The organism is Isoptericola sp. NPDC056134, assembly GCF_042264825.1.
Classification (GTDB): domain Bacteria; phylum Actinomycetota; class Actinomycetes; order Actinomycetales; family Cellulomonadaceae; genus Isoptericola; species Isoptericola nanjingensis.
On the sequence record NZ_JBHJVM010000006.1, the window covers coordinates 53,996 to 77,753 of the forward strand.

Here is a 23,758-nt window from a genome sequence, read left to right on the forward strand (position 1 = left end):
GGGCTCAGGAGTCCCCGGCCGTCGAGCCCCGCACGACGAGGCGTGGGGGTGAGAGCTCCGTGCCGTGCGCGGGGCGACCGTCGATCGCGGCGAGCAGGAGCTCGGCGGCCCGCTGCCCCAGCCGGTCGAGCTGCGGGTCCACGGTGGTCAGCGGCGGCCTGCTGGCGAGGGCCATGACCTCCCAGTCGTCGTAGCCGGTCACGGCCACGTCCTCGGGCACCCGCACGCCGCGGTCGCGCAGGCGGTCGCAGCCGCCCCTGGCGAGCTGGTCGGAGGCGAACACGATGGCGTCGACCGGCAACGGGTCGCCGGCCCGGTGGTCGCCGAGCACGACGTCGACCGCGAGACGGCCCCAGCGCTCGGACCACTCGCCGAACTGCGGCTCGCCGACGATCCTGGCGCCGTGCGCCGCGAGGGCGGCGGCCAGGGCGGCGTGCCGCTGCACGGAGGCCGCCTGGTCGCCGCGACCGCCGACGTAGGCGACCCGGGTGCGGCCGAGGGAGAGCAGGTGCTCCGCGACGGCGGTCATGCCGGCCGCGTCGTCGGGCACGACGGACGCGTCGTCCGGGTCCTGCGACGGTGCGAAGGCGTAGACGACCGGCATCGGCACCCGGATGGGCGGCCGGGGGTCGGTGGTGCGGCCCGTGACGATGATCCCGTCCACGCGCCGCGCGACGAGGCTGCGGACGTGGTGCTGCTCACGGACGGCGTCGTGCCGGGCCGTGGCCAGCAGCGCCGAGATCTGACCCCCGACGAGCGCGTTCTCGGCGCCGAGCACCACCGGCAGCGAGAACCGGCCGGCCGAGTCCGTGCTCAGCAGGCCGACGGTGAAGCTGCGCCGCGCCGACAGCGACCGTGCCTGCGCGTCGGGGACGAAGCCCAGCCGTTCCGCCGCCTCGCGCACGCGGGCCCGGGTCGCGGGTCGCAGGGAGCCGGTGTCGTTGAGCGCCTTCGACACGGTGCTGGGGGACACTCCCGCCAGCGCGGCGACGTCCGTGATCCGCACGACGCCCGGAGTCTCCGCCATGAGGCCTCCTCGAGGATTCCTGCCGTTCCGCAGGATGGCGGGCGGCGCTGCCGATGGTACGCGATTCCGCCTGTCGGGCAGGTGCTTGACGACTCGCGCAACGCTCCCTACCGTGAGGAAAACGGATTCCTAGTTTCCTTCCTCGAGGGAGAGGTGCATGACGACGACGACGCTCCGGACCGCTCGCGGCCCGGCCGAGCCCACAGATTCGGCGATCAGCAGCCTGCGGCCGCTGCCGCCGGGCAGCGCGACCCTCCATGGCGGGCTGTGGGGCCACCGGCTCCGCGTCAACCGCGACGCCTCGGTGCCCGAGGGCCTCGGGCACCTGCGCGAGTACGGGAACCTGCGCAACCTCGAGATCGCCGCCGGGCTGGCCGAGGGCGAGGCGCAGGGGCCGATCTTCGCGGACTCCGACGTGCACAAGTGGCTCGAGGCCGCGGCCTGGGAGTACGGGCGCGAGCCCGACGAGGCGCTGCTCGCCGACATCCTCGAGGTCACCCGGGCCGTCGCCGGCGCCCAGGCGCCGGACGGGTACCTCGACTCGGTGCCGCAGCTGCGCGGCGTCGAGCGCTACTCCGACCTGCCGTGGAGCCACGAGCACTACTGCGCGGGCCACCTCATGCAGGCCGCGGTGGCGCAGGTGCGGGCGACCGGCCGGCGCGAGCTGCTCGACGTCGCCGTCCGCCTGGCCGACCACCTCGTCGAGACGTTCGGCGACGGCGAGGGACGGCGGCGCGAGGTCGACGGGCACCCGGTGATCGAGACCGCGCTCGTGGAGCTCTTCCGGGAGACGGGGACGCGGGCGTACCTGGACCTGGCGTCGTGGTTCGTCGAGGCCCGCGGCACGGGGATCATCGCGGCCCACGGCAAGCAGCCCACCTACTTCTCGGACCGGGTGCGCGTCCGCGAGGCGACGACGGTCGAGGGGCACGCCGTGCGCGCCGTCTACCTCGGCGCGGGCGCCACCGACGTCGCGGTCGAGACGGGCGACCGCGAGCTCCTCTCGGCGCTCGAGGCGCAGTACGCGGCGATGGTCGACGGCAAGCAGTACCTCACGGGCGGGCTCGGCTCCCGCTGGGACGGCGAGGCGTTCGGCGACGCGCACGAGCTGCCGAACGACCGGGCGTACGCGGAGACGTGCGCGGCCATCGGCGCCGTGCAGTGGGCCTGGCGCCTGCTGCTCGCCACGGGCGACGCACGCTACGCCGACCAGATCGAGCGGATGCTGCTCAACGGCTTCCTCTCCGGGCTCTCCCTGGGCGGCACCGAGTACTTCTACGTCAACCCGCTGCAGGTGCGCACGGGCGCCCACGCGGAGGAGGAGCGGAACCCCGCCGCCGGACGACGGCCGTGGTTCGGCTGCGCCTGCTGCCCGCCCAACATCATGCGGACGCTGTCGAGCCTCGAGGGGTACCTCGCGACGGTCGCCGACGACGCGCTCCAGGTGCACCAGTACGCACCCGGCACGATCGCCGCCGACCTGCCCGGCGGCGTGCTGCGCGTGCGTGTCGAGACGGGGTACCCGTACGCCGGCCGCGTGACGCTGCACGTCGAGGAGGCGCACACGGGAGCCGGGCTCGCGCTGCGGGTGCCGGGCTGGGCCGAGGGCGCCACGCTCGACGGCGCCCCCGTCGCGGCCGGTGGCTACGCCACCGTGGACCGGGCGCTCGCGGCCGGGGACGTCGTCGTGCTGGAGCTGCCCGTGGCGCCCCGCCTCACGGCCGCGGACCCGCGCGTCGACGACTCCCGTGGCTGCGTCGCGATCGAGCGCGGCCCGCTCGTGTACGCGCTGGAGCAGGAGGACCAGGACGCGGGCGCCGTCGTGGACGACGTCCTGATCGACGTCGCCGGGCCCCTGGGCGAGGAGGACCGTCCCGACCTGCTCGGCGGGACGGTCGTGGTGACGGCGACCGGGTCCGTGCGGTCCCGGCCCGCGTCGCCCGCGGGCGACGGCCCGTACCGGCCGGCGGAGACGCCCGCCCCGCCCGTGACCGGCGCGGTGACGCTGCGGGCGGTCCCGTACCACCTGTGGGCCAACCGCGGCCCCCAGGCCATGCGGGTCTGGATCCCCGTGGCCTGACCGGCAGCACCTCACGCGGGGCGCCCGACGCGGGCGCCCCGCCCCCCGCAGGCACCGCCGCCCGCGGGCAGGACACGGAGGACACGGCGCCCGAGGGCGCGGAGGAGGAGAGCGATGGAGCTCACCAGACGGCAGCTGCTCGCGCTGCTCGGCGCGGGCGGCGCCGCCGCCGCCGGCGTGGGACTGGCCGGCTGCGCGACGCCGGCCACCGCCGTCGACGTCGGCGCCCCCGGGTTCGGGGACGGCGCGCGCGGCACGGTGGAGATGTGGTGCCGCTCGGACACGGTCAACGGCGTCCAGGCCGTGGTCGACGCGTTCCACACGGCGCAGGACCGCGTCCGGGTGCGGCTCACGCCGATCCAGAACGGTCAGTACGTCACCAAGGTCGCCACGGCGATCCGCGGCGGCCGGGTGCCCGACGTCATCGACATCGACGACATCTACTCGACGATGTTCGCCTTCCGCGACGTGTTCACCGACCTCACGCCGCTGGTGGAGGACCTGGCCCTCGGTGACGCCCTCAGTCCCGGCCACCTGGCCCTCGCCACCAAGGACGGCAAGCACTACGGGGTGCCCTTCCTCGGCGACTTCTCGGTCCTGTTCTGCAACACCGAGCTGTTCGACCGCGCCGGCCTGGACGTCGACGAGCACACCGCGTCGTTCGAGGGGATCCTCGAGGCCGCCCGCGCGATCGCGGGGCTCGGGGACGACACGTACGGCTGGTCGTTCCCCGGCAACGCGTCCGGTGCGCTGGGGTTCACCGTGCAGCCGCACGTATGGGCCACGGGCGCCGACCTCATCGCCGGCGACGTCGGCGACCAGCGGGGGAACGTCGCCGGCAACGACGCGCTGCGCCGCACGCTCGACCTCGAGCGCACGCTGTGGGAGGAGCAGCTGGTGCCGCCCGGCTGCTTCGCCGACGACGCGTCGCGCTGGTCGGCCGACTACGTCGCCGGGAAGCTCGGGATGTTCCCCGCCGGGTACGGCGTCGTCGCCCCCAACGCGTCGCCCGAGCTCCTGGAGCGCAGCCGCGTCGTGCTGCTGCCCGGGCCGGACGGCGGCCGCGCGTTCTTCGACGGCGGCGACAACCTGTGCATGCCCGCGGGCGGGAAGAACCCGGAGGGGGCGGCCGAGCTCATCCGCTTCGCCGTCGCCCTGGAGCAGCAGGCACGCATGCCCGACGGGTTCTACTCGCCGATCCGTTCCGACGTCGTGACGCCGGAGTTCGCCCGCGAGCACCCGCTCGTCACGCCCACGCTCGAGCAGCTCGACTCGGGGTACGCCCCCACCACACTCGCCTACAACCTCATCTACAACCAGCAGGACGGGCCCTGGCTGCGCATGTTCCGCAGGGCCGTCTTCGACGGGGAGGTCGACGCCGCCATGGACGAGGCCCAGACCACGTACGACCGCATCCTGCGGCAGGCCCAGGCATGAGCGCCCCGGCCGTCGCCCGGCCCGCACGACGTCACGGCACCCTCACGCACCCCGCCCGCACGGGGGTGCTGCTCGTCACGCCGGCGGTGGCGTTCGTCGTCGTCTTCGTGCTGGTGCCGCTCGTCTCCGCCGTGGGGATCTCGTTCACGAACCTCCCGCTCATCGGGACGTGGCGGTTCGTCGGCCTGGAGAACTACGCGTCCGTGCTCACGGATCCCACGTTCTGGCGGGCCGTCGGCTACACGCTGCTCTACACCGCGATCGTCACGCTGCCGATCCTCGTGCTCGGCTACACGCTGGCGGTGGTCGTGCGGTCCAACCGCCGCGGCGCCACGGTGCTGCGCACGATCTTCTTCGTCCCGTACGTCATCGGCCTCACGACGCTCAGTTTCCTCATGCTGCTCGAGGCGCAGCCGAACAGCGGCATGGTGAACGTGGTGCTCAAGGCCCTCGGGATCACCGACGGCTCGACGGCGTGGCTCGTCGACGGGCCGCTCGCCACCGGGCTGCTGTGCGTCATGGTGATCTGGGCGGTGTCCGGGCTCACCATGGTGCTGCTCATGTCGGGGATGCAGGGCATCCCGCGCGAGGTCTACGAGTCGGCCGAGCTCGACGGCGCCTCGTGGTGGGTGCGCGAACGATCGATCACGATCCCCATGCTGCGGCGCACCATCGCGATGACCGTCGTGCTGTCGGTCATCGGGTCGCTGCTCGCGTTCACGCAGTTCTACATCCTGACCCAGGGCGGCCCCGGCTCCGACACCACCACCGTGGTGATGGCGATCTACCGCCGGGCGTTCGTGCAGCTGCAGCTGGGCGCGGCGACGGCGATGTCGCTCGTGCTGGTCGTCATCACCGGACTGGTCACCGCGGCGCAGTTCTGGCTGCTGCGGGAGAGGAGCTGACATGGCGGTCACGACGAGCGCACCGGGCACGACCGGGCTGGGCGCACCGGGCGGGAGCTCTCGCGGCACGAGCCCGGGCCGCGGGTCCTCGCCCGGGGCGGCGGGGCCGGCGTCGGGCCCCGAGCGCGACACGCGCGTGCGCCGCACGCTGTACGCCGTGGGCGGCATCCTCGCCGCCCTCGTCTTCCTCGTGCCCCTGGCGCTGGCGCTGGTGCGGTCCGGGCAGCCCGGCGACGTCGTCGTGGCCGCGCCGGACGGGCGCTTCCTCGACCTGTCGTGGGTCAACTTCCGGCTGATCCTCGACCAGCCGGAGATCTGGCGCGGCATCGTGAACTCGGTCGTCGTGTCCGTGGCGACGGCCGTGCTCACCGCGGTCCTCGCGACCCTCGCCGGGTACGGGTTCGCCAAGTTCGGCTTCCGCGGCCGGGGCCTGCTGTTCGGGCTGGTGCTGGTGACCCTCATGGTGCCGTTCCAGGCGATCCTCACCCCGCTGTACCTGCAGATGAACGCCATGCGGCTCACGGACAGCCTGTTCGGCCTCGTGCTCTTCTACACGACCGTGAACCTGCCGTTCTGCGTGTTCGTCATGCGCAACGCGTTCGAGTCGGTGCCCGGCGAGATCGAGGACTCCGCGCACGTGGACGGCGCGGGGACCGTGCGCATGATCGTGTCGGTGCTCCGGCCGCTCGTGCTGCCCGGTGCCGCGACCGCAGCCCTGTACGCGTTCCTCGCCTCGTGGACGGAGTTCCTCGGTGCGCTGACGTTCCTCACCGACTCGTCGCTCTACACGCTGCCCGTGTCGCTGGTGAACCTGCAGCAGGGGGCGTACGGGCAGGTGAACTTCGGGCTCCTGGCCGCCGGGTCCGTGGTCGCGATGATTCCGTGCGTCGTGCTGTACGTGGCCCTGCAGCGGTACTACGTGGCAGGGCTCGCGTCGGGGTCGGTGAAGGGCTGACGGTGCGCGCCCGACCGGGCTAGTCGTCGAAGACGTCCCAGCAGATCGCGGAGCGCGCCCGCTGGTCGTCGAGGACCAGGGCGAGCAGCTCGGCGGGCACCCGTTCCCGTTGCCAGTCCCGCTCGGCGAGCCGGGCGGCCTCGGCCCGGCCGGCGGGGGCCGCGGCGCTCGCGGCGCGGATCGCGTATGCGGCGGCGCCCAGGTCGTGCGCGGCGACGTGGGCCACGGCGACCGCCTGGCCGGCCGCGAGCGCCGCGAACCGGGCGGGGTCGGGACGGCCCTTGCCGGCGGCGTTCGCGACGAACGCGGTGCGGTGCGCCTCGCGCATCGGCACCTCGCCCCGGATCCACCCGCGGGCGACCTCGAGCGCCTGCCGGGGGCGGTCGTCGTCCGGCGCCTCGCGCTCGAAGCAGGGCAGCACGTGGTCGGCGCAGGCCACCGCCCACCCGGCCAGCATCCGGTGGTGGTCGTCGGTGAGGGTCCCGCCCCGGCGGACGGTGATCAGCCGGGGGTCGCGATCGGTCGGCAGGATCGGCACGGCACCATCCTGCCCGCATCCGCGCCTGGCCGGGAGGTCACGACCTGCGCGTCAGCGCGACGACGCCGACGACGGCCACCGCGACGCCGCGTCCCGGCAGGCCGGCGGCCGTCGCGAGCGCTCCTGCTGCCAGGAACAGCACCGCCTGCACGACGAGCCGCCACGGCTCGCGCGGTCGTGCGCGCACCCGGGCGGCGTCGTCGGGAGAAGCGGCGCGCGCCGGTAGACTGGCGGCGCGCCGCAAGGCGCCCCCGCACGGACCGACGCCGGATGCCGGCACCCCGCGGTGCGGTGATCACCCGGTCCGAGCCCTGAGCTCTGCAGTACTCGCGCGACCCGAGGGAAGTTGATGACCGCCGCTGCCGACCGTGCCGAAGCCGTGTCCGCCCCCCGCCCCCAGCTGGACACCGTCGAGACCGCCGCGTCCACGCCGGACGAGGTCCAGCCGTACGCCGAGCTCGGCCTCAAGCCGGACGAGTACCAGCGCATCCGCGACCTGCTCGGGCGCCGCCCGACGGCCGCCGAGCTGGCCATGTACTCGGTGATGTGGTCCGAGCACTGCTCGTACAAGTCGTCCAAGGTGCACCTGAAGAAGTTCGGCGACCGGGTCACCGAGGAGATGAAGGAGCACCTGCTCGTCGGCATCGGCGAGAACGCGGGCGTCGTCGACGTCGGCGACGGCTGGGCGGTCACCTTCAAGGTCGAGTCGCACAACCACCCGTCGTTCGTGGAGCCGTACCAGGGCGCCGCGACCGGCGTCGGGGGCATCGTCCGCGACATCATCTCGATGGGCGCGCGCCCCGTGGCCGTGATGGACCAGCTGCGGTTCGGCGCCGTCGACCACCCGGACACCGCACGCGTGGTGCACGGGGTCGTGAGCGGCGTCGGCGGCTACGGGAACTCGCTCGGCCTGCCCAACATCGGCGGCGAGCTCGTCTTCGACGGTTCCTACCAGGGCAACCCGCTCGTCAACGCGCTGTGCCTCGGGGTGCTCCGCCACGAGGACATCCACCTCGCGAACGCTTCCGGGGTGGGCAACAAGGTGGTCCTGTTCGGCGCCCGCACGGGCGGCGACGGCATCGGCGGTGCCTCGATCCTCGCGTCCGAGACGTTCGAGGACGGCGTGCCGGCCAAGCGGCCGAGCGTCCAGGTGGGCGACCCCTTCATGGAGAAGGTGCTCATCGAGTGCTGCCTCGAGCTCTACGCCGCGCAGGTCGTGGAGGGCATCCAGGACCTCGGCGCCGCGGGCATCTCCTGCGCCACGAGCGAGCTGGCGTCCAACGGCGACGGCGGCATGCACGTCTGGCTCGACGACGTGCTGCTGCGCGACCCCACGCTCAACGCCGGCGAGATCCTCATGTCGGAGTCGCAGGAGCGCATGATGGCGGTGGTCACGCCCGAGAAGCTCGAGCAGTTCCTCGCGATCACCGGCAAGTGGGACGTCGAGACCGCCGTCATCGGTGAGGTCAACGACTCCGGCCGACTCACCATCGACCACCACGGCCAGCGCATCGTCGACGTCGACCCGAAGACGGTCGCGCACGAGGGCCCCGTCTACGAGCGCCCCTACGCCCGCCCGGCGTGGCAGGACGGCCTGCAGGCCGACACCACGGTCGCCGCGGGCCTGGCCCGCCCGACGTCGGCCGACGACCTGCGCGCCACCGCGCTGCGCCTGCTGGCGTCGCCGAACCTCGCGTCCAAGGCCTGGGTGACGAACCAGTACGACCGCTTCGTCCAGGGCAACACCGCGCTCGCGCAGCCCGACGACGGCGGCGTGGTCCGCGTCGACGAGGCCACCGGCCGCGGCGTCGCCCTCGCCACCGACGCCAACGGCCGCTACGGCAAGCTCGACCCGCGCACGGGCGCCCAGCTCGCGCTCGCGGAGGCGTACCGGAACGTCGCGACGGCCGGCGCGAAGCCGCTCGCCGTGACGGACTGCCTCAACTTCGGCTCGCCCGAGCACCCGGACTCGATGTGGCAGCTCGTCGAGGCGATCGAAGGCCTCGCGGACGCGTGCCAGGAGCTCGGCGTCCCGGTCACGGGCGGCAACGTCTCGCTCTACAACGGCACCGGCGAGCCCGGGCAGATCGACTCCTCGATCCACCCGACGCCTGTCGTCGGCGTCCTCGGCGTCATCGACGACGTGCGCACCGCGGTGCCGTCGGGCTGGCGCGCCGAGGGCCTGTCGATCCTGCTGCTGGGCCGCACGGCCGACGAGCTCGACGGCTCCGCGTGGGCCGACGTCGAGCACGGGCACCTGGGCGGCCTGCCGCCGCGCGTGGACCTGGCGGCCGAGCGCGCGCTCGCCTCGGCGCTGGTCGAGGCGCGCGAGCAGGGCCTCGTCGCCGCCGCGCACGACCTGTCCGAGGGCGGCCTCGCCCAGGGGCTGCTGGAGGCGTCGCTGCGCTACGGAGTCGGCGCCGACGTCGCGCTCGACGGCGTCACCGGCCGCGACGGCGTGACGCCGTTCGCCGCCCTGTTCAGCGAGTCCACCGCGCGCGCCCTGGTGGCCGTGGACCCGGAGCACGAGTCCGAGCTCGTCGCGGTGGCCGAGGCCGCCGGCGTCCCGGTGCTGCGTCTCGGCCGCACCGGCGGCGAGCAGCTGGCCGTGGCCGGCGGCTTCGACGGCGAGACCTTCACGGTGCCGCTCGCCGAGGCCCGCGAGGCGCACGAGGGCACCCTGCCGCGCATCTTCGGCTGACAGGAGGGGCGCGGGACAGCACCGGTCCCGCGCCCCACCGTGCGGCGCCGGGTGACGCGCGGCGCACGCCGGTGACCGTCTCGACGCGTGAGATCACGTCTCGCGGACACATACCCTGCAAGGGACGTGCGTGTGCCGTGCCGCCCTCCGGGCCTTGCGGGCGCGCTCCCCACCAACCGGGAGGAGCCCCGATGGAAGACCGTCTGCAGCCTGTGTTCGCCGAGGTGCTGCGCCGCAATCCGGGCGAGGTGGAGTTCCACCAGGCCGTGCGCGAGGTCTTCGAGTCGCTGGGCCCGGTGCTGCGCAAGAACCCGCAGTACGTCGAGGCCGCAGTGCTCGAGCGCATCTGCGAGCCCGAGCGGCAGATCATCTTCCGCGTGCCGTGGGTCGACGACACGGGCCGCGTGCGGATCAACCGCGGCTTCCGCGTCGAGTACAACTCGGCCCTCGGCCCGTACAAGGGCGGCCTGCGCTTCCACCCCTCGGTGTACCTGGGGATCGTGAAGTTCCTCGGCTTCGAGCAGATCTTCAAGAACGCCCTCACGGGGCTGCCGATCGGCGGCGGCAAGGGCGGCTCCGACTTCGACCCCCGCGGCCGGTCCGACGGCGAGGTCATGCGGTTCTGCCAGTCGTTCATGACCGAGCTGTACCGCCACATCGGCGAATACACGGACGTGCCCGCCGGCGACATCGGCGTGGGCGCCCGCGAGGTCGGCTACCTGTTCGGCCAGTACAAGCGGATCACCAACCGCTACGAGTCCGGCGTGCTCACCGGCAAGGGCCTCACCTGGGGCGGCTCGCTCGTGCGCAAGGAGGCCACGGGTTACGGCGCCGTCCTCTTCGCGCAGAGCATGCTCGGCACCCAGGGCGAGAGCCTCGACGGCCGTCGCGTCTCCGTGTCCGGCTCGGGCAACGTCGCGATCTACGCGGCGGAGAAGGCGCAGCAGCTCGGCGGCCGCGTGATCACGTTCTCGGACTCGTCGGGCTACGTCGTCGACGAGGCCGGCATCGACCTCGACCTGCTCAAGGAGGTCAAGGAGGTCCGGCGCGGCCGCGTGGCCGACTACGTCGACCTGCGTCCCGGCGCCCGACTGGTGTCCGACGGCAGCATCTGGGACGTCCCCACCGACGTCGCGCTGCCCTGCGCCACCCAGAACGAGCTCTCCGAGGCCGACGCCAAGCAGCTCGTCGCGAACGGCGTGCGCGCCGTCGCGGAGGGCGCCAACATGCCGACCACCCCGGAGGCGGTCGCCCTCCTGCGCGAGGCCGGCGTGCTGTTCGGCCCGGGCAAGGCCGCGAACGCGGGCGGCGTCGCGACGTCGGCGCTGGAGATGCAGCAGAACGCGTCGCGCGACTCGTGGAGCTTCGACCACACCGAGTCCCGCCTCGCCGAGATCATGACCGGCATCCACGACAGCTGCCTCGCCACGGCGGAGGAGTACGAGGCACCCGGTGACTACGTCGTCGGCGCCAACGTCGCCGGCTTCACCAAGGTCGCCGACGCGATGATCGCCTTCGGCGTCATCTGACGGCCGCAGCACGCACGACGACGGCGCGGCCCCCCGCTGGGGGACCGCGCCGTCGTCGTCAGCAGGCGACCGGACCTCGGCTCCTGAGGTAGGGCCGAGCCTGCGCCCCGGCTCAGACCTCGGTGTTCTCCGACGAGATCATCCAGGCCTGCTTCTCGAGGTCGGTGATGATCTCGTGCAGCAGGTCGGCGCTGGTCGGGTCCTCGGCGTCGACGTCGTCGTGCACCTCGCGCGCGACCTCGACGGTCTGCGCGACGCGCTCGACGATCGCGTCGACCGTGTCCTCCACCGACACCAGGCCGGCGGGGTAGGGCGACAGGTCGGTCGTGGTGGCGACGGTCTCGGTGCGGCCGTCGGGCACGGCCTGGAGCGCGCGGAGGCGCTCGGCGACGGTGTCGCTGTGCTCGCGGGCGACGTCGACGAGCTCGTCGAGCTGGAGGTGCAGGTCGCGGAAGCCGCGGCCGGTGACGTTCCAGTGGGCCTGCTTGCCCTGGACGTGCAGGTCGACCAGCGCGACGAGCACGCGCTGCAGGTGAGCGCGGAGCTTGTCGGAGGCCTCGGCGCGGGGAGTGTTGCGCTTCATCGTGGGAGTGGTCATGGGTGAACCTTCCTTCCGGTGACGATCGCTCTCTTGAACCATTCCAGGTTAAGGAGCCTTCCCGGGCGCCGCCAGCAAGGGCAGGCGAGCCTTGGTCGTCGTCAGCGCGCGCCCGTGACGAGGTCGAGCAGCGCCGTCGCGAACGCCGGGGCGAGCGAGGGGGAGTGGTCCGCGCCCGCGATCGACCACAGCCCGACCTCGGCGCCGCCCGTGCACCCGCCCCACGTCGTCACCCTGGTCTCGGCGCCGGGCACCGCGCTGTCGAGGTCGCGCCGGTCGGGAGCGGTGACGGGGGCCGCCGCGCAGCCGTCGTGACGCGCCCAGGCAGCGGCCGACTCCGCCGCCGCCGGGTAGGCGTGCCCGTCGCGGACCCCGCCGCCCGCGCGGATCACGGGGTCGTCCGCGCCGTGCGCCTGCACCACGGTCACCGAGCGCGACGGGCGGCAGGCGCCGTCGTCCGCCGGCATCGCGCCCGCGAGCGACACCACGACGGACACGAGGTCGGCGTGGTCGCACGCCGTGCGATAGGCCATGAAGCCGCCGTTGGAGTACCCGACCACCGCGACCCGCGCGGGGTCCACGGCGTAGGTGGCCGCGAGCGTGCGGATCACCTGCGCCAGGTACGCGGAGTCGTCGACGCCCGCGCGGTCGGCGCCGCAGCAGGCGTCGGTCGCGTTCCAGAACCGGCGCCCGTCGGGCCCTTCGGTGCCCTCGGGGAGGGCGTAGAGCACGCCGCGCGCGAGGGCCTGGTCCCGCAGCCCGAGCATGGCGTCCGCGCGCGCCGCGTCGGACCCGAAGCCGTGCAGGACGACGAGGAGCGGGGCGGGGAGGTCGGGCTGGTACGCGGGCGGCACGTGGAGCTGGACGGGCCGCCCGCCGACGTCGACGACGCCCGTCGTGCCCGCCGGCATCGCCTCGGCGGCCGCGAGCACCAGGGGCTGCTCGTCGGCCTGCGGAGGCGCGGCGGAGCCGCAGGCCGTGAGCAGCAGGGTGACCAGCGCGACGAGGGTCGCCAGGATCGGGCGGTGCGCCGGCATGCCGTCGATTGTCGCGTGCGAGCAGCGCCCGGCATAGGCTGAAAACGGTGCGGAGGTGGTGCTCCGATGACGTGGCAGCTGGCGCTCCTGACGGCGGCGTTCGCGCTGGTCGCGACCGTCGCCGCCCGGTCGTGGGCGCGTTCCGACGCGCACTGCGACGCCGTCGCCCGCCGAGCGCTCCGTCGTCGTGCCCCCGCCGCCGACCCGCTGCTGACGCTGACCGTCCAGGTGCGCCTGGGGGAGCTGGCCCGCGAGCTGCGCGCCATCGACGACGACCCGCAGGTCTTCGCCCGCGCCCACCACGCGCGCGCCGCGCAGGGCGCCTACGACGCCCTGCTGCGCGAGGCGTGCCGCCTCGCCGGGCTGAGCGTCGTCGACCTGCCCATGCGCGCCGGCGAGCGTGCCGAGTCCGCCGAACGGCTGCGCGAGGAGCTGGAGCTCAGCTCCCGCGGCTGGTCCTGGTAGCTGCCGAGATAGAGAAGGCGAACCCGCGAGATAGAGAAGCCCGGACGGGCCGCAGCCGGTGCGGCCCCTCCGGGCTTCTCTATCTCGCGGGTTCGCCTTCTCTATCTCGGCGTCAGAGGGCCTCGAGCGCCGTGTTGAAGGTGGCGGACGGGCGCATCACCGCGGCGGCCTTGGCGGCGTCGGGGCGGTAGTAGCCGCCGATGTCGGCGGGCGAGCCCTGGACGCCGACGAGCTCGTCGACGATCGTCCGCTCCTGCTCGGCGAGCGACGCCGCGAGCGGGCCGAACGCGGCGGCCAGCTCGGCGTCGTCCGACTGCGCGGCGAGCTCCTGCGCCCAGTACAGGGCGAGGTAGAAGTGCGAGCCGCGGTTGTCGATGCCGCCGACGCGGCGCGTCGGCGACTTGTCCTGGTCGAGGAACGTGCCCGTGGCGCGGTCGAGCGTGTCCGCGAGCACCTGGGCGCGCGCGTTGCCGGTGACGGTCGCCAGGTGCTCGAACGACGCGGCCAGCGCGAAGAACTCGCCCAGCGAGTCCCAGCGCAGGTAGTTCTCCGCGAGGAGCTGCTGCACGTGCTTCGGGGCGGAGCCGCCGGCGCCGGTCTCGAAGAGGCCGCCGCCGTTCATCAGCGGCACGACCGACAGCATCTTGGCCGACGTCCCCAGCTCGAGGATCGGGAACAGGTCCGTGTTGTAGTCGCGCAGCACGTTGCCCGTCACCGAGATGGTGTCGAGGCCCTGGCGGATGCGCGCGAGGGAGAACGCCGTCGCCTCGGCCGGCGCCATCACGTGGATGTCGAGGCCGTCGGTGTCGTGGTCGCCCAGGTACTCCTCGACCTTGGCGATGAGCTGTGCGTCGTGGCCGCGCTGCGCGTCGAGCCAGAACACGGCGGGGGAGCCGGTGGCGCGGGCGCGGTTGACGGCGAGCTTGACCCAGTCGCGGATCGCGACGTCCTTGGTGGTGCAGGCGCGCCAGATGTCGCCGGCCTGGACGTCGTGGCTCAGCAGCACGTCGCCGGCCGCGTCGACGACCTCGACGGTGCCGTCGGCGGGGATCTCGAACGTCTTGTCGTGCGAGCCGTACTCCTCGGCCTTCTTGGCCATGAGGCCCACGTTGGGCACGGAGCCCATGGTGGCCGGGTCGAGGGCGCCGTTCGCGCGGCAGTCGTCGATGACGGTCTGGTAGACGCCGGCGTACGACGAGTCGGGGATGACGGCGAGCGTGTCGTGCTCCTTGCCGTCGGGGCCCCACATGTGACCGCCGCCGCGGATCATCGCGGGCATGGAGGCGTCGATGATGACGTCGGACGGCACGTGCAGGTTGGTGATGCCGCGGTCCGAGTCGACCATCGCGAGGGCCGGGCCGTCGGCGAGGCCCTGCTCGACGGCGGCGCGGATCTCGGCGCCGTGGGGCAGCGTGTCGACCGTGGACAGCAGGTAGCCGAGGCCGTCGTTGGGGGAGATGCCCGCGGCCTTGAGCTCGTCGCCGTACTTCTCGAACAGGGCGGGGAAGAACGCCTGCACCACGTGGCCGAAGATGATCGGGTCGGAGACCTTCATCATCGTGGCCTTGAGGTGCGCGGAGAACAGCACGCCCTCGGCCTTGGCGCGGGCGACCTGCTCGGCGAGGAAGGTGTTCAGCGCCGCGACGGACATGAAGGTCGCGTCGACGACCTCGCCGGCCTCGACCTTCAGGCCGTCCTTGAGGACGGTGGTGCCGGCCGGGGTGACCAGGCGGATCGTCAGGGTGTCGTCGGCGGGGACCACGACGGACTTCTCGTTGGAGAAGAAGTCGTTCTCGCCCATCGTCGCGACGTTCGTCCTCGAGTCGGCCGACCAGGCGCCCATGCGGTGCGGGTGCGCCTTCGCGTAGTTCTTCACCGAGGCGGGGGCGCGGCGGTCCGAGTTGCCCTCGCGCAGCACCGGGTTCACCGCCGAGCCCTTGACCTTGTCGTACCGGGCGCGCACGTCCTTCTCGGCGTCGGTCTGCGGGTCCTCGGGGTAGCTCGGGACGTCGTAGCCCTGGGCCTGCAGCTCGGCGACGGCGGCCTTGAGCTGCGGCACGGACGCCGAGATGTTCGGCAGCTTGATGATGTTGGCGCCGGGGGTGGTGGCCAGCGCGCCCAGCTCGGCGAGCGCGTCGCCGATGCGCTGGTCGTCGGTGAGCCGCTCCGGGAACTGGGCGAGGATGCGGCCCGCGAGGGAGATGTCGCGCGTCTCGAGCGTGACCCCGGCCTGGGCGGCGTACGCCTCGACGATCGGGAGGAACGAGTACGTCGCGAGCAGCGGCGCCTCGTCGGTGTGCGTGTAGATGATCGTGGCGGCCTCGGGCCGGGACTCGGTGGTCATGCGGCGATGCTCCCTAGGCAGGGCAGTGGTGGACGAGAGATTGTTTGACATCAAGATATCTGGCCGCGGCGGAGCCTGTCGAAACCCCGGGCGACCGCCGTGCCGTGCCGTGCCTCACGGTCGGGTCCCTCGCCGCGCGGCCCCCGGCGTGCGCCGTTACGGTCGAGCGGTGCCGACGCGTCAGCTCCATCTCGCCCAGGCGGGCCCGGCCGAGGTCGCCGACGCCCTCGCCGCGCTCCGCGCCGAGGTCGGCCTGCCCGCGATGTTCCCCGCCCAGGTGCGGGACGAGGCGGAGAAGTCCGCCGCGGACGGCGGGTCGGCCCTCGGGGGCACGGGAAGGAAGGGCCGTCAGGACCGCCGCGACGTCGAGCTCGTGACCATCGACCCGCCCGGCTCGATGGACCTCGACCAGGCGGTGCACGTCGCGTCGTCGGGCCGCGGGTACATCGTCCGGTACGCCATCGCGGACGTCGCCGCGTTCGTCCGGCCGGGCGGCCCGCTCGACGCCGAGACCCACCGTCGCGGCACGACCGTCTACGGCCCGGACGTGCGCACCCCGCTGCACCCGCCCGTCCTCTCCGAGGGCGCCGCGAGCCTGCTGCCCGACGAGGACCGTCCGGCCGTCCTGTGGACGATCGGGCTCGACGCGGACGGCGAGATCACGAGCAGCTCCGTGACCCGCGCGACCGTGCGGTCGCGCGCCCGCCTCACCTACGGCGAGGTCCAGGGCCAGCTCGACGCGGGGACGGCGTCGGACTCCCTGTCCCTGCTCGCAGACGTGGGCCGCCTGCGGCAGGAGCGCGAGCGGGACCGCGGCGGGGTGTCGCTGGAGGTCCCCGAGCAGGAGATCGCGTCCGGGCCCGACGGGTCGTTCACGCTCGAGCTGCGGCGCACCCTTCCCGTCGAGGGCTGGAACGCGCAGATCTCGCTGCTCACCGGCATCGCCGCGGCGGCCATGATGCGCGAGGCGGGCGTCGGCCTGCTGCGCACGCTGCCCCCGGCGGACGACCGCGACGTCGTGCGCCTGCGCCGGACCGCCGCGGCCCTCGGCATCGACTGGCCCGAGGAGGTCTCGTACGCGCAGCTCGTCCCGACGCTCGAGTCCCGTCGTCCCACCCACGCGGCCTTCCTCGCCGAGGCGACGTCGCTCTTCCGGGGCGCGGGCTACCTGGCGTTCGGCGTGCCGGGGCCCGACGGCGGGCCGCCGGTCGCGCTGCCCGCGGACGCCCGGCACGCGGCGATCGCGGCCGAGTACGCCCACGTGACGGCGCCGCTGCGGCGGCTCGCCGACCGCTACGCCACGGAGGTGTGCCTCGCCCACGCCGCCGGCAAGGAGCCGCCCGCCTGGGTGACCGAGGCGCTCCCCACCCTGCCCGAGACGATGGCGGCTGCCTCCCGCACGGCGGGCGCGTTCGAGCGCGGCTGCGTGGACGTCGTCGAGGCGGCGCTGCTCGCCGGCCGCGAGGGGCAGGCCTTCGACGGCGTCGTCGTCGACGTGCGCGGCGACGACGAGGACGGCACGGCGGACAACCCGCAGCGCGGCGAGGTCATGCTCGAGGCGCCGGCCGTGCGGGCGCGCATCGAGGGCGCCGGGCTGCCGCTGGGCGAGCGCGTCCGCGCGACGTTGGCCGAGGCGTCGGTGCCCGACCGGCGGGTGCTCTTCACGCTGGGCTGACGACGCGGCCGTGCCGGCCCGGCTCTCCCGGGTCAGGGCTCGAGGTCGACGGCCGCGGCTCCGGTGCGCACGTCCACGGGGACGGACACCTGGTCGTGCGCGACCAGCCAGCGCTCACCGTCGCGACGCAGGCCGAACGTGCCGCGGACCCACGTCCCGGGCACGGGCGTGCCGTCGGCGAGGGTGCCGCTGAGCCGGCCGAAGGCGTGCCCGAAGGCGACGTGCTCGTCGACGGTCAGGGCGAGGTCGCGCAGCTCGTAGTCGACGGTCGCGAAGGCGTCGAACACCTGCACCCGGTTCCGCAGCTTGGCGTCGATCCCGACGTGCTGCAGCGGGGGCTCGACGTCGAACGAGACGACGTCGCGTGCGTAGATCTCGCGCACCGCGTCGAGGTCCTTGGCGCGCAGGGCGCCGACGAGCGACCCCAGCAGCTGCCGGATCGCGTGCTCGTGGTCGTGGGTCGCGGTCATGGTCGCTCCTCGGGGTCGGGGGCAGGGGGCAGGGGTCTCGGTCGAGGCGAGGATCGGCCTCACCCCGACCGACGACGGTGGCTGCGGGGACGTGACGGTCCGCGCCCTGCCGTGGCCGGCTCCGTCCACGCGGAGCCCGGCTCCCCGGGCAGGAGCCCCAGGTGACGTTTTGATAACACTCCTGCCTTATAACGATTCAAGGTCTAGCGCCGGCCCTGTGACTATTCGTTAAGGTTCCTTCCCTAAGCGTGAGCGATCGCGGCGTGAGGGTGCGCTGCCGACTGGAAGGACCAACGATGATCCGAGGGAAGATCCGCGGACGGTGGCTCGCAGCCGCCGCCGCCCTGACCAGCGTGACCCTCTTGGCCGCCGGGTGCTCCGGTTCCGCCGAGGGCAACGACGGCGGCGACGGCACCAGCGCCCCCGCGGCCGAGGGCCAGGCCACCGACCAGGAGCTCGTGATCTGGGCGGGCTCGCAGACCCCGATCACCCCCAACTTCAACCCCTACGCGGTGGGCGTGCTGCACCTCGCCAACGGCGGCATCTACGAGTCGCTGTTCGCGTACAACAAGCTCCAGGACGTGGACCCCACGCCGATGCTCGCCGAGTCGTTCGAGTGGAACGAGGACGGCACCGAGCTCACGGTGACGCTCCGTAGCGGGGTGCAGTGGAACGACGGCCAGCCGTTCACCGCGGACGACGTCGTGTACTCGTTCACGAACGACACCGCCAAGCCCGTCTACCTCAAGGACGCGGTCGCGCAGGACGAGTCCACCGTGGTGTTCTCCTTCGACGAGCCGGCGTTCGCGAACGAGTTCGCGATCCTCGGCAGCACGTACATCGTGCCGAAGCACGTGTTCTCCGAGCACGAGAAGGACTCCGGCGAGGACGCCGAGGGCAACGCCCTCACCGGGCTCGTGGCGTGGGACAACGCGGAGTCCCCGGTCGGCACCGGCCCGTACATGCTCGACACGGCGTCCAACGCCGCGTACACCGCGAAGGCCAACCCCGACTACTGGGGCGGGGCGCCGAAGGTCGCCTCCCTGCGCTACGTCGGCATCGACGCCAACCAGTCCGCGGAGGACCTGCTCACGACCGGGCAGATCGACTGGACCACGATGTTCGTGCCGGATCCCGAGCGGATCACCTCGACCGGCGGTTTCGGGTACGTCAACACGCCCGTCGACCCCGTCGTGCTGTACACGTGCTCCAACACCGACCTGGGCTGCAAGGGCGCCCAGACGGACGTCGCCGTCCGCCAGGCGCTCGACGCCGCCATCGACCGCTCCGCGATCACCGAGAAGGCGTTCGTCGGGCTCGCCAAGCCGATCTCGCCGACGTTCGCGCTGCTCGGCCGCGACGACAAGTGGATCGCGGACGGCATGCCGAAGGAGTCGCCGCAGAGCGCCGACGCCGCGGCCGCGGGGAAGATCCTCGAGGAGGCCGGCTACACCAAGGACGCCGACGGCTTCTACGGCAAGGACGGCACGCCGATCGACCTGACGCTGACCTCCGTCGACGGGTGGTCGGACTTCAACAACGCCGCCAAGCTCATCGAGGAGCAGGCCAAGGCCGCGGGCCTCAAGGTCACCGCGTCCACGATCTCCTGGAACGAGTTCGCCGACGCGCGCGTCTCCGGCGAGTTCGAGCTGATCATGGGCGGCGTCGTCGGCACCTCGCTGGCCGACCCGTTCCAGATCTACCGCGAGTGGTTCACCGGCGACTACACCCAGAAGGTCGGCACCGCGCTCGAGCCGGGCGAGTGGAACATCTCCCGCTACGACGACGACGAGGTGAACGCCGCCGTCGAGGCCGCGTCCCAGACGAACGACGAGGCCGCCAAGAAGGAGGCCTACGCCACCGTCCAGGAGAACATCGTCGAGGACCTGCCGTACATCCCGATCGTCGTGAACGGCACGCAGACGTTCTTCAACACGACGAAGTTCGCCGGCTGGCCCACGGAGGACGACATGTACATGTTCCCGCCGTCGTGGCAGGGCCCGTCCTCGGGCGTCATCCTCGGCAAGCTCGGCGGCGCCCAGTAACGCGCTCCCGACCCGGTGACCGGCGGGCTCCCCAGCCCGCCGGTCACCCGCACGACCCGCACCACGACGCAGTGACGCACCGAGCGAGGAGGAGCCGCATGCCCGCGACACCGAAGGGCGGCCCGACCCCATGAAGTTCTACGCCAGGCGGATCGCCTTCTATGCGGTGACCCTGTGGGCCGCGATCTCGCTGAACTTCTTCATCCCGCGCATGCTGCCGGGCGACCCGTTCTCGATCCTCATGGCGAAGCTGCAGCGCGCCGGAGGCATCCCGGCGGGCACCGAGAACAGCATCCGGCTCCTCCTCGGTGCGGCCGAGGACCAGTCCCTGTGGGAGCAGTACGTCACGTACTGGAAGAACGTCCTCACGGGGAACCTGGGCGTCTCGGTGACGAACTTCCCGACGCCGGTGACCGAGCTCATCGGCGACGCGATCCCGTGGACCCTCGGCCTCGTCGGCACGGCGACGATCATCTCGTTCGTCCTCGGGATCGGGCTGGGCGCGCTCGCCGGCTGGAAGCGCGGCACCTGGGTGGACAGCCTCGTGCCGAGCACCACCATGCTGCAGTCGCTGCCCTACTTCTGGGTGGCCCTCGTGCTCATCTTCGTGTTCGCCGTGAGCCTCCAGTGGTTCCCCATCATCGGCGCGTACGACGTCTTCCACTTCAACGGACCGGAGTGGAGCTGGGCCTTCGTCGGCTCGGTGCTCTACCACGCGTTCCTCCCGGCCGTCACGATCGTCATCTCGTCGGTCGGCGGCTGGCTGCTCGGGATGCGCAACATGATGGTCTCCACGCTGTCGGAGGACTACGTCACGACCGCCGAGGCCAAGGGCCTGCGCCCGCGCCGCGTGTTCACCACCTACGCGATGCGCAACGCCGCGCTGCCGTCCCTCGCCGGGTTCGGCGTGTCCCTCGGGTTCGTCGTGGCCGGCTCCCTCGTCATGGAGCAGGTCTTCACGTACCCGGGCGTGGGCAAGCTCATGATCACGGCGGTGCGCAACAACGACTACGCGCTGATGCAGGGCGTCTTCCTCGTCATCACGCTCGCGGTCCTGGCAGCACTGTTCCTCATGGACCTCATCTACGGCTTCCTGGACCCGAGGACGCGCCACAATGACTGACACCGACACCACCGCACCCGCCACCACGCCGGACACCGAGCCGGCCACGCCTCCTACGCCGCCGGCCAAGAAGTCCGGCGTGCGACAGATGCTGCCCTCCATGTCGGGCAAGCTCCTCGCCGGGCTCATCCTCATCGGCGGGATCGTGCTGTTCGCGATCGTGGGCCCCTTCGTCACGCAGGATCCCCGCAGCTCCGCCAACGACCCGCTGCTGCCGCCGCAGCCCGGCCACTGGCTCGGCACGACCAGCCTCGGCTACGACGTGCTCGCCCAGCTCGCCGAGGGCGCCCGCGGCTCGCTGGTCGTCGGCGTGACCGCGGGCCTCGTCGCGATCGTCCTCGCGCTGTTCTTCGGCGTCGTCGCCGGGTACCTGCGCGGCTGGACCGACGAGTTCCTCTCGCTGGTCACCGGCATCATGCTCGTCATCCCCGGCCTGCCGCTGATGATCGTCGTCGCCAGCTACCTGCAGGTGCGCAGCCTGTGGGTCGTCGCGCTCATCCTGGGCGTCACCGCCTTCGCGGGGCCCGCCGTCGTGCTGCGGTCCCAGGCCCGGTCGCTGCGGGTGCGCGACTACGTCTCCGCGGCCCGCGTCGCCGGGGAGAGGACGCCGCGCATCATCGGCGTCGAGGTGCTGCCCAACCTGCTGCCGCTGCTGGCGTCCCAGTTCCTCTTCGCGATCGTGCTCGCCATCCTCGGCGAGGCCGGCCTGTCCTACCTGGGCCTGGGGCCCAACGGGTCGATCACCTGGGGCACGATGCTCAACGAGGCGCAGGGCGGCGGCGCGCTGACCCGCGGCGCCTGGTGGTGGTTCGTCCCCCCGGGGCTGATGATCGCCCTGTTCGGCACCGGGCTCTCCCTCGTCAACTTCGCCATCGACGAGATCGTCAACCCGAAGCTGCGGCTCGCGCCCGCCGCCGCCAAGAGCGTCCGCGAGGCGCGCAAGGCGGGCAAGGACAAGCTCGGCCGCCGAGCCGCGGCCGAGACCGTCGCCGCCGACAAGGAGAGGGTCGACGCATGACCGCCACCACCACCGGCCCGCTGTCGTCGCCGACGCACGACGACCACGTGGCCCGCCTCGAGCCGGTCCTCACCGCCCGGAACGTGTCCATCGAGTACCAGGTGGACCCGCCCGTCCGCGCCGTGGACGACGTCTCCCTCACGCTGCACCGCGGCGAGATCCTCGGGCTCGCCGGCGAGTCGGGGTGCGGCAAGACGACGCTCGCCTACGGACTCAACCGGCTCCTCAAGCCCCCGGCCATCCTCCGCTCCGGCGACGTGACGTTCCACGACGCGAACGGCACCGACATCGACGTCGTCAGCCTCACCGGTGACGCGCTGCGTGCCTTCCGCTGGGACAAGGTGTCCATGGTCTTCCAGGGGGCGATGAACTCGCTCAACCCGGTGATCAGCGTGCGCAAGCAGCTCGGCGACGTCCTCACCACCCACAGGCCGCAGATGGGCACGAAGGAGCGCGCCGCGCGTTCCGCCGAGCTCCTCGAGCTCGTGGGGGTCGACCCGACGCGCCTCGACAGCTTCGCCCACGAGCTGTCCGGCGGCATGCGCCAGCGCGTCATGATCGCCATGGCCATGGCGCTCAACCCGCAGGTCATGATCATGGACGAGCCGACCACCGCGCTCGACGTCGTCGTCCAGCGCGGCATCCTGCGCGAGATCATGCGGCTGCGCGAGCGGTTCAACTTCGCCGTCGTGTTCATCACCCACGACCTGCCGCTCCTGCTCGAGATCAGCGACCGGATCGCCGTCATGCGCGCCGGCCGGATCGTCGAGCTCGACACCTCGGAGTCCATCTACGCGCGGGCCCAGCACCCGTACACGCGGCAGCTCCTGGACTCGTTCCCGAGCCTCACGGGCGACCGTGGCTCGTTCGTCCGCACCGGCGTCACCCGCGACGCCGCCGAGGAGGAGGCGTCATGAGCAGCCTCGAGGTCCGCAACCTCGTCAAGGAGTTCAAGGTCCGCAGCGGGCTGCGCAGCGGCACCCTGCGTGCCGTGAACGACGTGTCGTTCACGCTCGAGCCCGGCAAGACCCTCGCTCTCGTCGGCGAGTCCGGGTCCGGCAAGTCGACCGTGGCCAAGATGATCTCCCAGCTGGAGACCCCGACGAGCGGCGAGATCCTGCTCGACGGCAGGCCCATCGGGCGCCGCGGCCGCGCGCTGTCGAGCTACCGCCACCAGGTGCAGATGGTCTTCCAGGACCCGTTCGCGTCGCTCAACCCGTACCACACGGTGGCGCACCACCTGGAGCGCCCGTTGAAGCTGCACGGTGTCGCGAGCGGCGACGCCCTCGGGCCCGCGGTCCACGACCTGCTGGAGCGCGTCAACCTCACACCGGCCGAGCTCTACGCGGTCAAGCGGCCGCACGAGATGTCCGGCGGTCAGCGGCAGCGGGTCGCCATCGCCCGGGCCCTCGCACCCGGCGCGAGGTTCCTCGTCGCCGACGAGCCCGTCTCGATGCTCGACGTCTCCATCCGGCTCGGGGTGCTCAACCTGCTCGCAAGGCTGCAGCGCGAGGAGAACCTCGGCGTCCTGTACATCACCCACGACCTCGCCACGGCGCGGCACTTCAGCGACGAGATCATCGTGATGTTCCGGGGGGACATCGTGGAGCGTGGGCCGTCCGACGAGGTCATCCTCGACCCGCAGCACGAGTACACGAAGACGCTGCTCGCCGCCGCCCCCGAGCCGTCACGGCACGGGCGGCTGCGGGAGGAGGTCCGGGCGGAGCTGGCTGCTTCCTAGCCGCTGTTCCGCGTCGGTGCGGTCGCGCGGAGCGACGCCGTCGGACGGTGGGTGGGGAGGCTTAAGGTGC

Annotated in this window: 20 protein-coding genes; 13 read left to right on the forward strand and 7 right to left on the reverse strand. The window is 72.8% G+C overall.

Translation table 11 applies throughout. The features are described from left to right. Positions 1-4: 4 nt before the first annotated feature. Positions 5-1,027: a LacI family DNA-binding transcriptional regulator gene (locus ACFCZN_RS07930; RefSeq protein ID WP_429766038.1), complete on the reverse strand. Its 1,023-nt coding sequence runs from the start codon at positions 1,025-1,027 to the stop codon at positions 5-7. A 157-nt stretch (positions 1,028-1,184) separates the two neighbouring features. Here ACFCZN_RS07930 and ACFCZN_RS07935 point away from each other — a divergent pair, with 157 nt between their 5' ends. The 4 genes from ACFCZN_RS07935 to ACFCZN_RS07950 all read left to right on the forward strand — a co-directional run bounded on the left by ACFCZN_RS07935 (position 1,185) and on the right by ACFCZN_RS07950 (position 6,404). Continuing rightward, on the forward strand, positions 1,185-3,107 hold the full coding sequence (locus ACFCZN_RS07935) for a glycoside hydrolase family 127 protein (RefSeq protein WP_429766036.1): 1,923 nt from the start codon (positions 1,185-1,187) through the stop codon (positions 3,105-3,107). A gap of 114 nt (positions 3,108-3,221) precedes the next feature. Then, positions 3,222-4,544, forward strand: a complete 1,323-nt coding sequence (locus ACFCZN_RS07940; RefSeq protein ID WP_429766035.1) for an ABC transporter substrate-binding protein — start codon at positions 3,222-3,224, stop codon at positions 4,542-4,544. Beyond that, positions 4,541-5,449: a carbohydrate ABC transporter permease gene (locus ACFCZN_RS07945; protein WP_430556417.1), complete on the forward strand. Its 909-nt coding sequence runs from the start codon at positions 4,541-4,543 to the stop codon at positions 5,447-5,449. The genes ACFCZN_RS07940 and ACFCZN_RS07945 overlap by 4 nt, the downstream gene beginning before the upstream one ends. A 1-nt stretch (position 5,450) precedes the next feature. After that, a complete protein-coding gene (locus ACFCZN_RS07950) occupies positions 5,451-6,404 on the forward strand; it encodes a carbohydrate ABC transporter permease (protein ID WP_429766031.1) in 954 nt (317 codons plus the stop codon). Positions 6,405-6,423: 19 nt separating this feature from the next. Here the strand turns inward: ACFCZN_RS07950 and ACFCZN_RS07955 are convergent, their stop codons facing one another. After that, a complete protein-coding gene (locus ACFCZN_RS07955; protein WP_430556418.1) occupies positions 6,424-6,942 on the reverse strand; it encodes a putative immunity protein in 519 nt (172 codons plus the stop codon). A 37-nt stretch (positions 6,943-6,979) separates the two neighbouring features. Further along, the gene (locus tag ACFCZN_RS07960; RefSeq protein WP_430556419.1) at positions 6,980-7,129 is read right to left on the reverse strand and encodes a hypothetical protein; all 150 of its coding nucleotides are present in this window, start codon (positions 7,127-7,129) and stop codon (positions 6,980-6,982) included. Between the two features lie 162 nt (positions 7,130-7,291). Here ACFCZN_RS07960 and purL point away from each other — a divergent pair, with 162 nt between their 5' ends. Both purL and gdhA read left to right on the forward strand, forming a co-directional pair. Beyond that, positions 7,292-9,643, forward strand: coding sequence for a phosphoribosylformylglycinamidine synthase subunit PurL (gene purL, locus ACFCZN_RS07965; protein ID WP_430556420.1), 2,352 nt, complete (start codon positions 7,292-7,294; stop codon positions 9,641-9,643). A gap of 191 nt (positions 9,644-9,834) precedes the next feature. Beyond that, positions 9,835-11,172: an NADP-specific glutamate dehydrogenase gene (gene gdhA / locus ACFCZN_RS07970; RefSeq protein ID WP_430556421.1), complete on the forward strand. Its 1,338-nt coding sequence runs from the start codon at positions 9,835-9,837 to the stop codon at positions 11,170-11,172. Positions 11,173-11,284: 112 nt separating this feature from the next. Here the strand turns inward: gdhA and ACFCZN_RS07975 are convergent, their stop codons facing one another. Together ACFCZN_RS07975 and ACFCZN_RS07980 are read right to left on the reverse strand one after the other, a co-directional pair. After that, positions 11,285-11,770 (reverse strand): Dps family protein, encoded by a 486-nt coding sequence (locus tag ACFCZN_RS07975; protein ID WP_429766026.1) that lies wholly within the window; start codon positions 11,768-11,770, stop codon positions 11,285-11,287. A 101-nt stretch (positions 11,771-11,871) separates the two neighbouring features. Beyond that, entirely contained in the window at positions 11,872-12,807 is a 936-nt protein-coding gene (locus ACFCZN_RS07980; RefSeq protein WP_430556422.1) for an alpha/beta hydrolase family esterase, read from the reverse strand. A 66-nt stretch (positions 12,808-12,873) separates the two neighbouring features. On the opposite strand from ACFCZN_RS07980, the gene ACFCZN_RS07985 reads away from it, so the two are divergent. Next, positions 12,874-13,272: a hypothetical protein gene (locus ACFCZN_RS07985; RefSeq protein ID WP_430556423.1), complete on the forward strand. Its 399-nt coding sequence runs from the start codon at positions 12,874-12,876 to the stop codon at positions 13,270-13,272. A 112-nt stretch (positions 13,273-13,384) separates the two neighbouring features. Here ACFCZN_RS07985 and ACFCZN_RS07990 read toward each other — a convergent pair whose 3' ends face one another. Next, positions 13,385-15,616 carry an NADP-dependent isocitrate dehydrogenase gene (locus ACFCZN_RS07990; RefSeq protein ID WP_429766021.1) on the reverse strand — a complete coding sequence of 744 codons (2,232 nt, stop codon included), beginning with the start codon at positions 15,614-15,616 and terminating at the stop codon, positions 13,385-13,387. A 169-nt stretch (positions 15,617-15,785) separates the two neighbouring features. Here ACFCZN_RS07990 and ACFCZN_RS07995 point away from each other — a divergent pair, with 169 nt between their 5' ends. Further along, a complete protein-coding gene (locus ACFCZN_RS07995; RefSeq protein WP_430556424.1) occupies positions 15,786-17,291 on the forward strand; it encodes an RNB domain-containing ribonuclease in 1,506 nt (501 codons plus the stop codon). Between the two features lie 32 nt (positions 17,292-17,323). Here ACFCZN_RS07995 and ACFCZN_RS08000 read toward each other — a convergent pair whose 3' ends face one another. Next, complete coding sequence (locus ACFCZN_RS08000; protein ID WP_430556425.1) at positions 17,324-17,761, reverse strand: YybH family protein; 438 nt, start codon at positions 17,759-17,761, stop codon at positions 17,324-17,326. A 296-nt stretch (positions 17,762-18,057) separates the two neighbouring features. Between ACFCZN_RS08000 and ACFCZN_RS08005 the strand changes: the two genes are divergently transcribed. From ACFCZN_RS08005 to ACFCZN_RS08025, 5 genes are all read left to right on the forward strand, one after another. Beyond that, positions 18,058-19,806, forward strand: a complete 1,749-nt coding sequence (locus ACFCZN_RS08005) for an ABC transporter substrate-binding protein (protein WP_429766016.1) — start codon at positions 18,058-18,060, stop codon at positions 19,804-19,806. Between the two features lie 130 nt (positions 19,807-19,936). After that, on the forward strand, positions 19,937-20,929 hold the full coding sequence (locus ACFCZN_RS08010) for an ABC transporter permease (protein ID WP_429766014.1): 993 nt from the start codon (positions 19,937-19,939) through the stop codon (positions 20,927-20,929). Next, positions 20,922-21,947 carry an ABC transporter permease gene (locus tag ACFCZN_RS08015; RefSeq protein WP_430556426.1) on the forward strand — a complete coding sequence of 342 codons (1,026 nt, stop codon included), beginning with the start codon at positions 20,922-20,924 and terminating at the stop codon, positions 21,945-21,947. Before ACFCZN_RS08010 ends, ACFCZN_RS08015 begins: the two co-directional genes overlap by 8 nt. Beyond that, positions 21,944-22,864, forward strand: coding sequence for an ABC transporter ATP-binding protein (locus tag ACFCZN_RS08020; RefSeq protein ID WP_429766011.1), 921 nt, complete (start codon positions 21,944-21,946; stop codon positions 22,862-22,864). Before ACFCZN_RS08015 ends, ACFCZN_RS08020 begins: the two co-directional genes overlap by 4 nt. Continuing rightward, positions 22,861-23,688 carry an ATP-binding cassette domain-containing protein gene (locus tag ACFCZN_RS08025; protein ID WP_430556427.1) on the forward strand — a complete coding sequence of 276 codons (828 nt, stop codon included), beginning with the start codon at positions 22,861-22,863 and terminating at the stop codon, positions 23,686-23,688. The genes ACFCZN_RS08020 and ACFCZN_RS08025 overlap by 4 nt, the downstream gene beginning before the upstream one ends. Positions 23,689-23,758 lie beyond the last annotated feature (70 nt).

Excerpts from the sequence above, each read along its gene's own strand:
- purL (WP_430556420.1), top strand. The coding sequence starts at position 7,292 with ATGACCGCCGCTGCCGACCGTGCCGAAGCCGTGTCCGCCCCCCGCCCC.
- ACFCZN_RS07985 (WP_430556423.1), top strand. The coding sequence starts at position 12,874 with ATGACGTGGCAGCTGGCGCTCCTGACGGCGGCGTTCGCGCTGGTCGCG.
- ACFCZN_RS08015 (WP_430556426.1), top strand. The coding sequence starts at position 20,922 with ATGACTGACACCGACACCACCGCACCCGCCACCACGCCGGACACCGAG.
- ACFCZN_RS07945 (WP_430556417.1), top strand. The coding sequence starts at position 4,541 with ATGAGCGCCCCGGCCGTCGCCCGGCCCGCACGACGTCACGGCACCCTC.
- ACFCZN_RS07975 (WP_429766026.1), bottom strand. The coding sequence starts at position 11,770 with ATGACCACTCCCACGATGAAGCGCAACACTCCCCGCGCCGAGGCCTCC.
- ACFCZN_RS08010 (WP_429766014.1), top strand. The coding sequence starts at position 19,937 with ATGAAGTTCTACGCCAGGCGGATCGCCTTCTATGCGGTGACCCTGTGG.
- ACFCZN_RS08020 (WP_429766011.1), top strand. The coding sequence starts at position 21,944 with ATGACCGCCACCACCACCGGCCCGCTGTCGTCGCCGACGCACGACGAC.
- ACFCZN_RS07940 (WP_429766035.1), top strand. The coding sequence starts at position 3,222 with ATGGAGCTCACCAGACGGCAGCTGCTCGCGCTGCTCGGCGCGGGCGGC.
- ACFCZN_RS07950 (WP_429766031.1), top strand. The coding sequence starts at position 5,451 with ATGGCGGTCACGACGAGCGCACCGGGCACGACCGGGCTGGGCGCACCG.
- ACFCZN_RS08005 (WP_429766016.1), top strand. The coding sequence starts at position 18,058 with ATGATCCGAGGGAAGATCCGCGGACGGTGGCTCGCAGCCGCCGCCGCC.
- ACFCZN_RS07980 (WP_430556422.1), bottom strand. The coding sequence starts at position 12,807 with ATGCCGGCGCACCGCCCGATCCTGGCGACCCTCGTCGCGCTGGTCACC.
- ACFCZN_RS08025 (WP_430556427.1), top strand. The coding sequence starts at position 22,861 with ATGAGCAGCCTCGAGGTCCGCAACCTCGTCAAGGAGTTCAAGGTCCGC.
- ACFCZN_RS07990 (WP_429766021.1), bottom strand. The coding sequence starts at position 15,616 with ATGACCACCGAGTCCCGGCCCGAGGCCGCCACGATCATCTACACGCAC.
- ACFCZN_RS07935 (WP_429766036.1), top strand. The coding sequence starts at position 1,185 with ATGACGACGACGACGCTCCGGACCGCTCGCGGCCCGGCCGAGCCCACA.
- ACFCZN_RS07930 (WP_429766038.1), bottom strand. The coding sequence starts at position 1,027 with ATGGCGGAGACTCCGGGCGTCGTGCGGATCACGGACGTCGCCGCGCTG.
- gdhA (WP_430556421.1), top strand. The coding sequence starts at position 9,835 with ATGGAAGACCGTCTGCAGCCTGTGTTCGCCGAGGTGCTGCGCCGCAAT.
- ACFCZN_RS08000 (WP_430556425.1), bottom strand. The coding sequence starts at position 17,761 with ATGACCGCGACCCACGACCACGAGCACGCGATCCGGCAGCTGCTGGGG.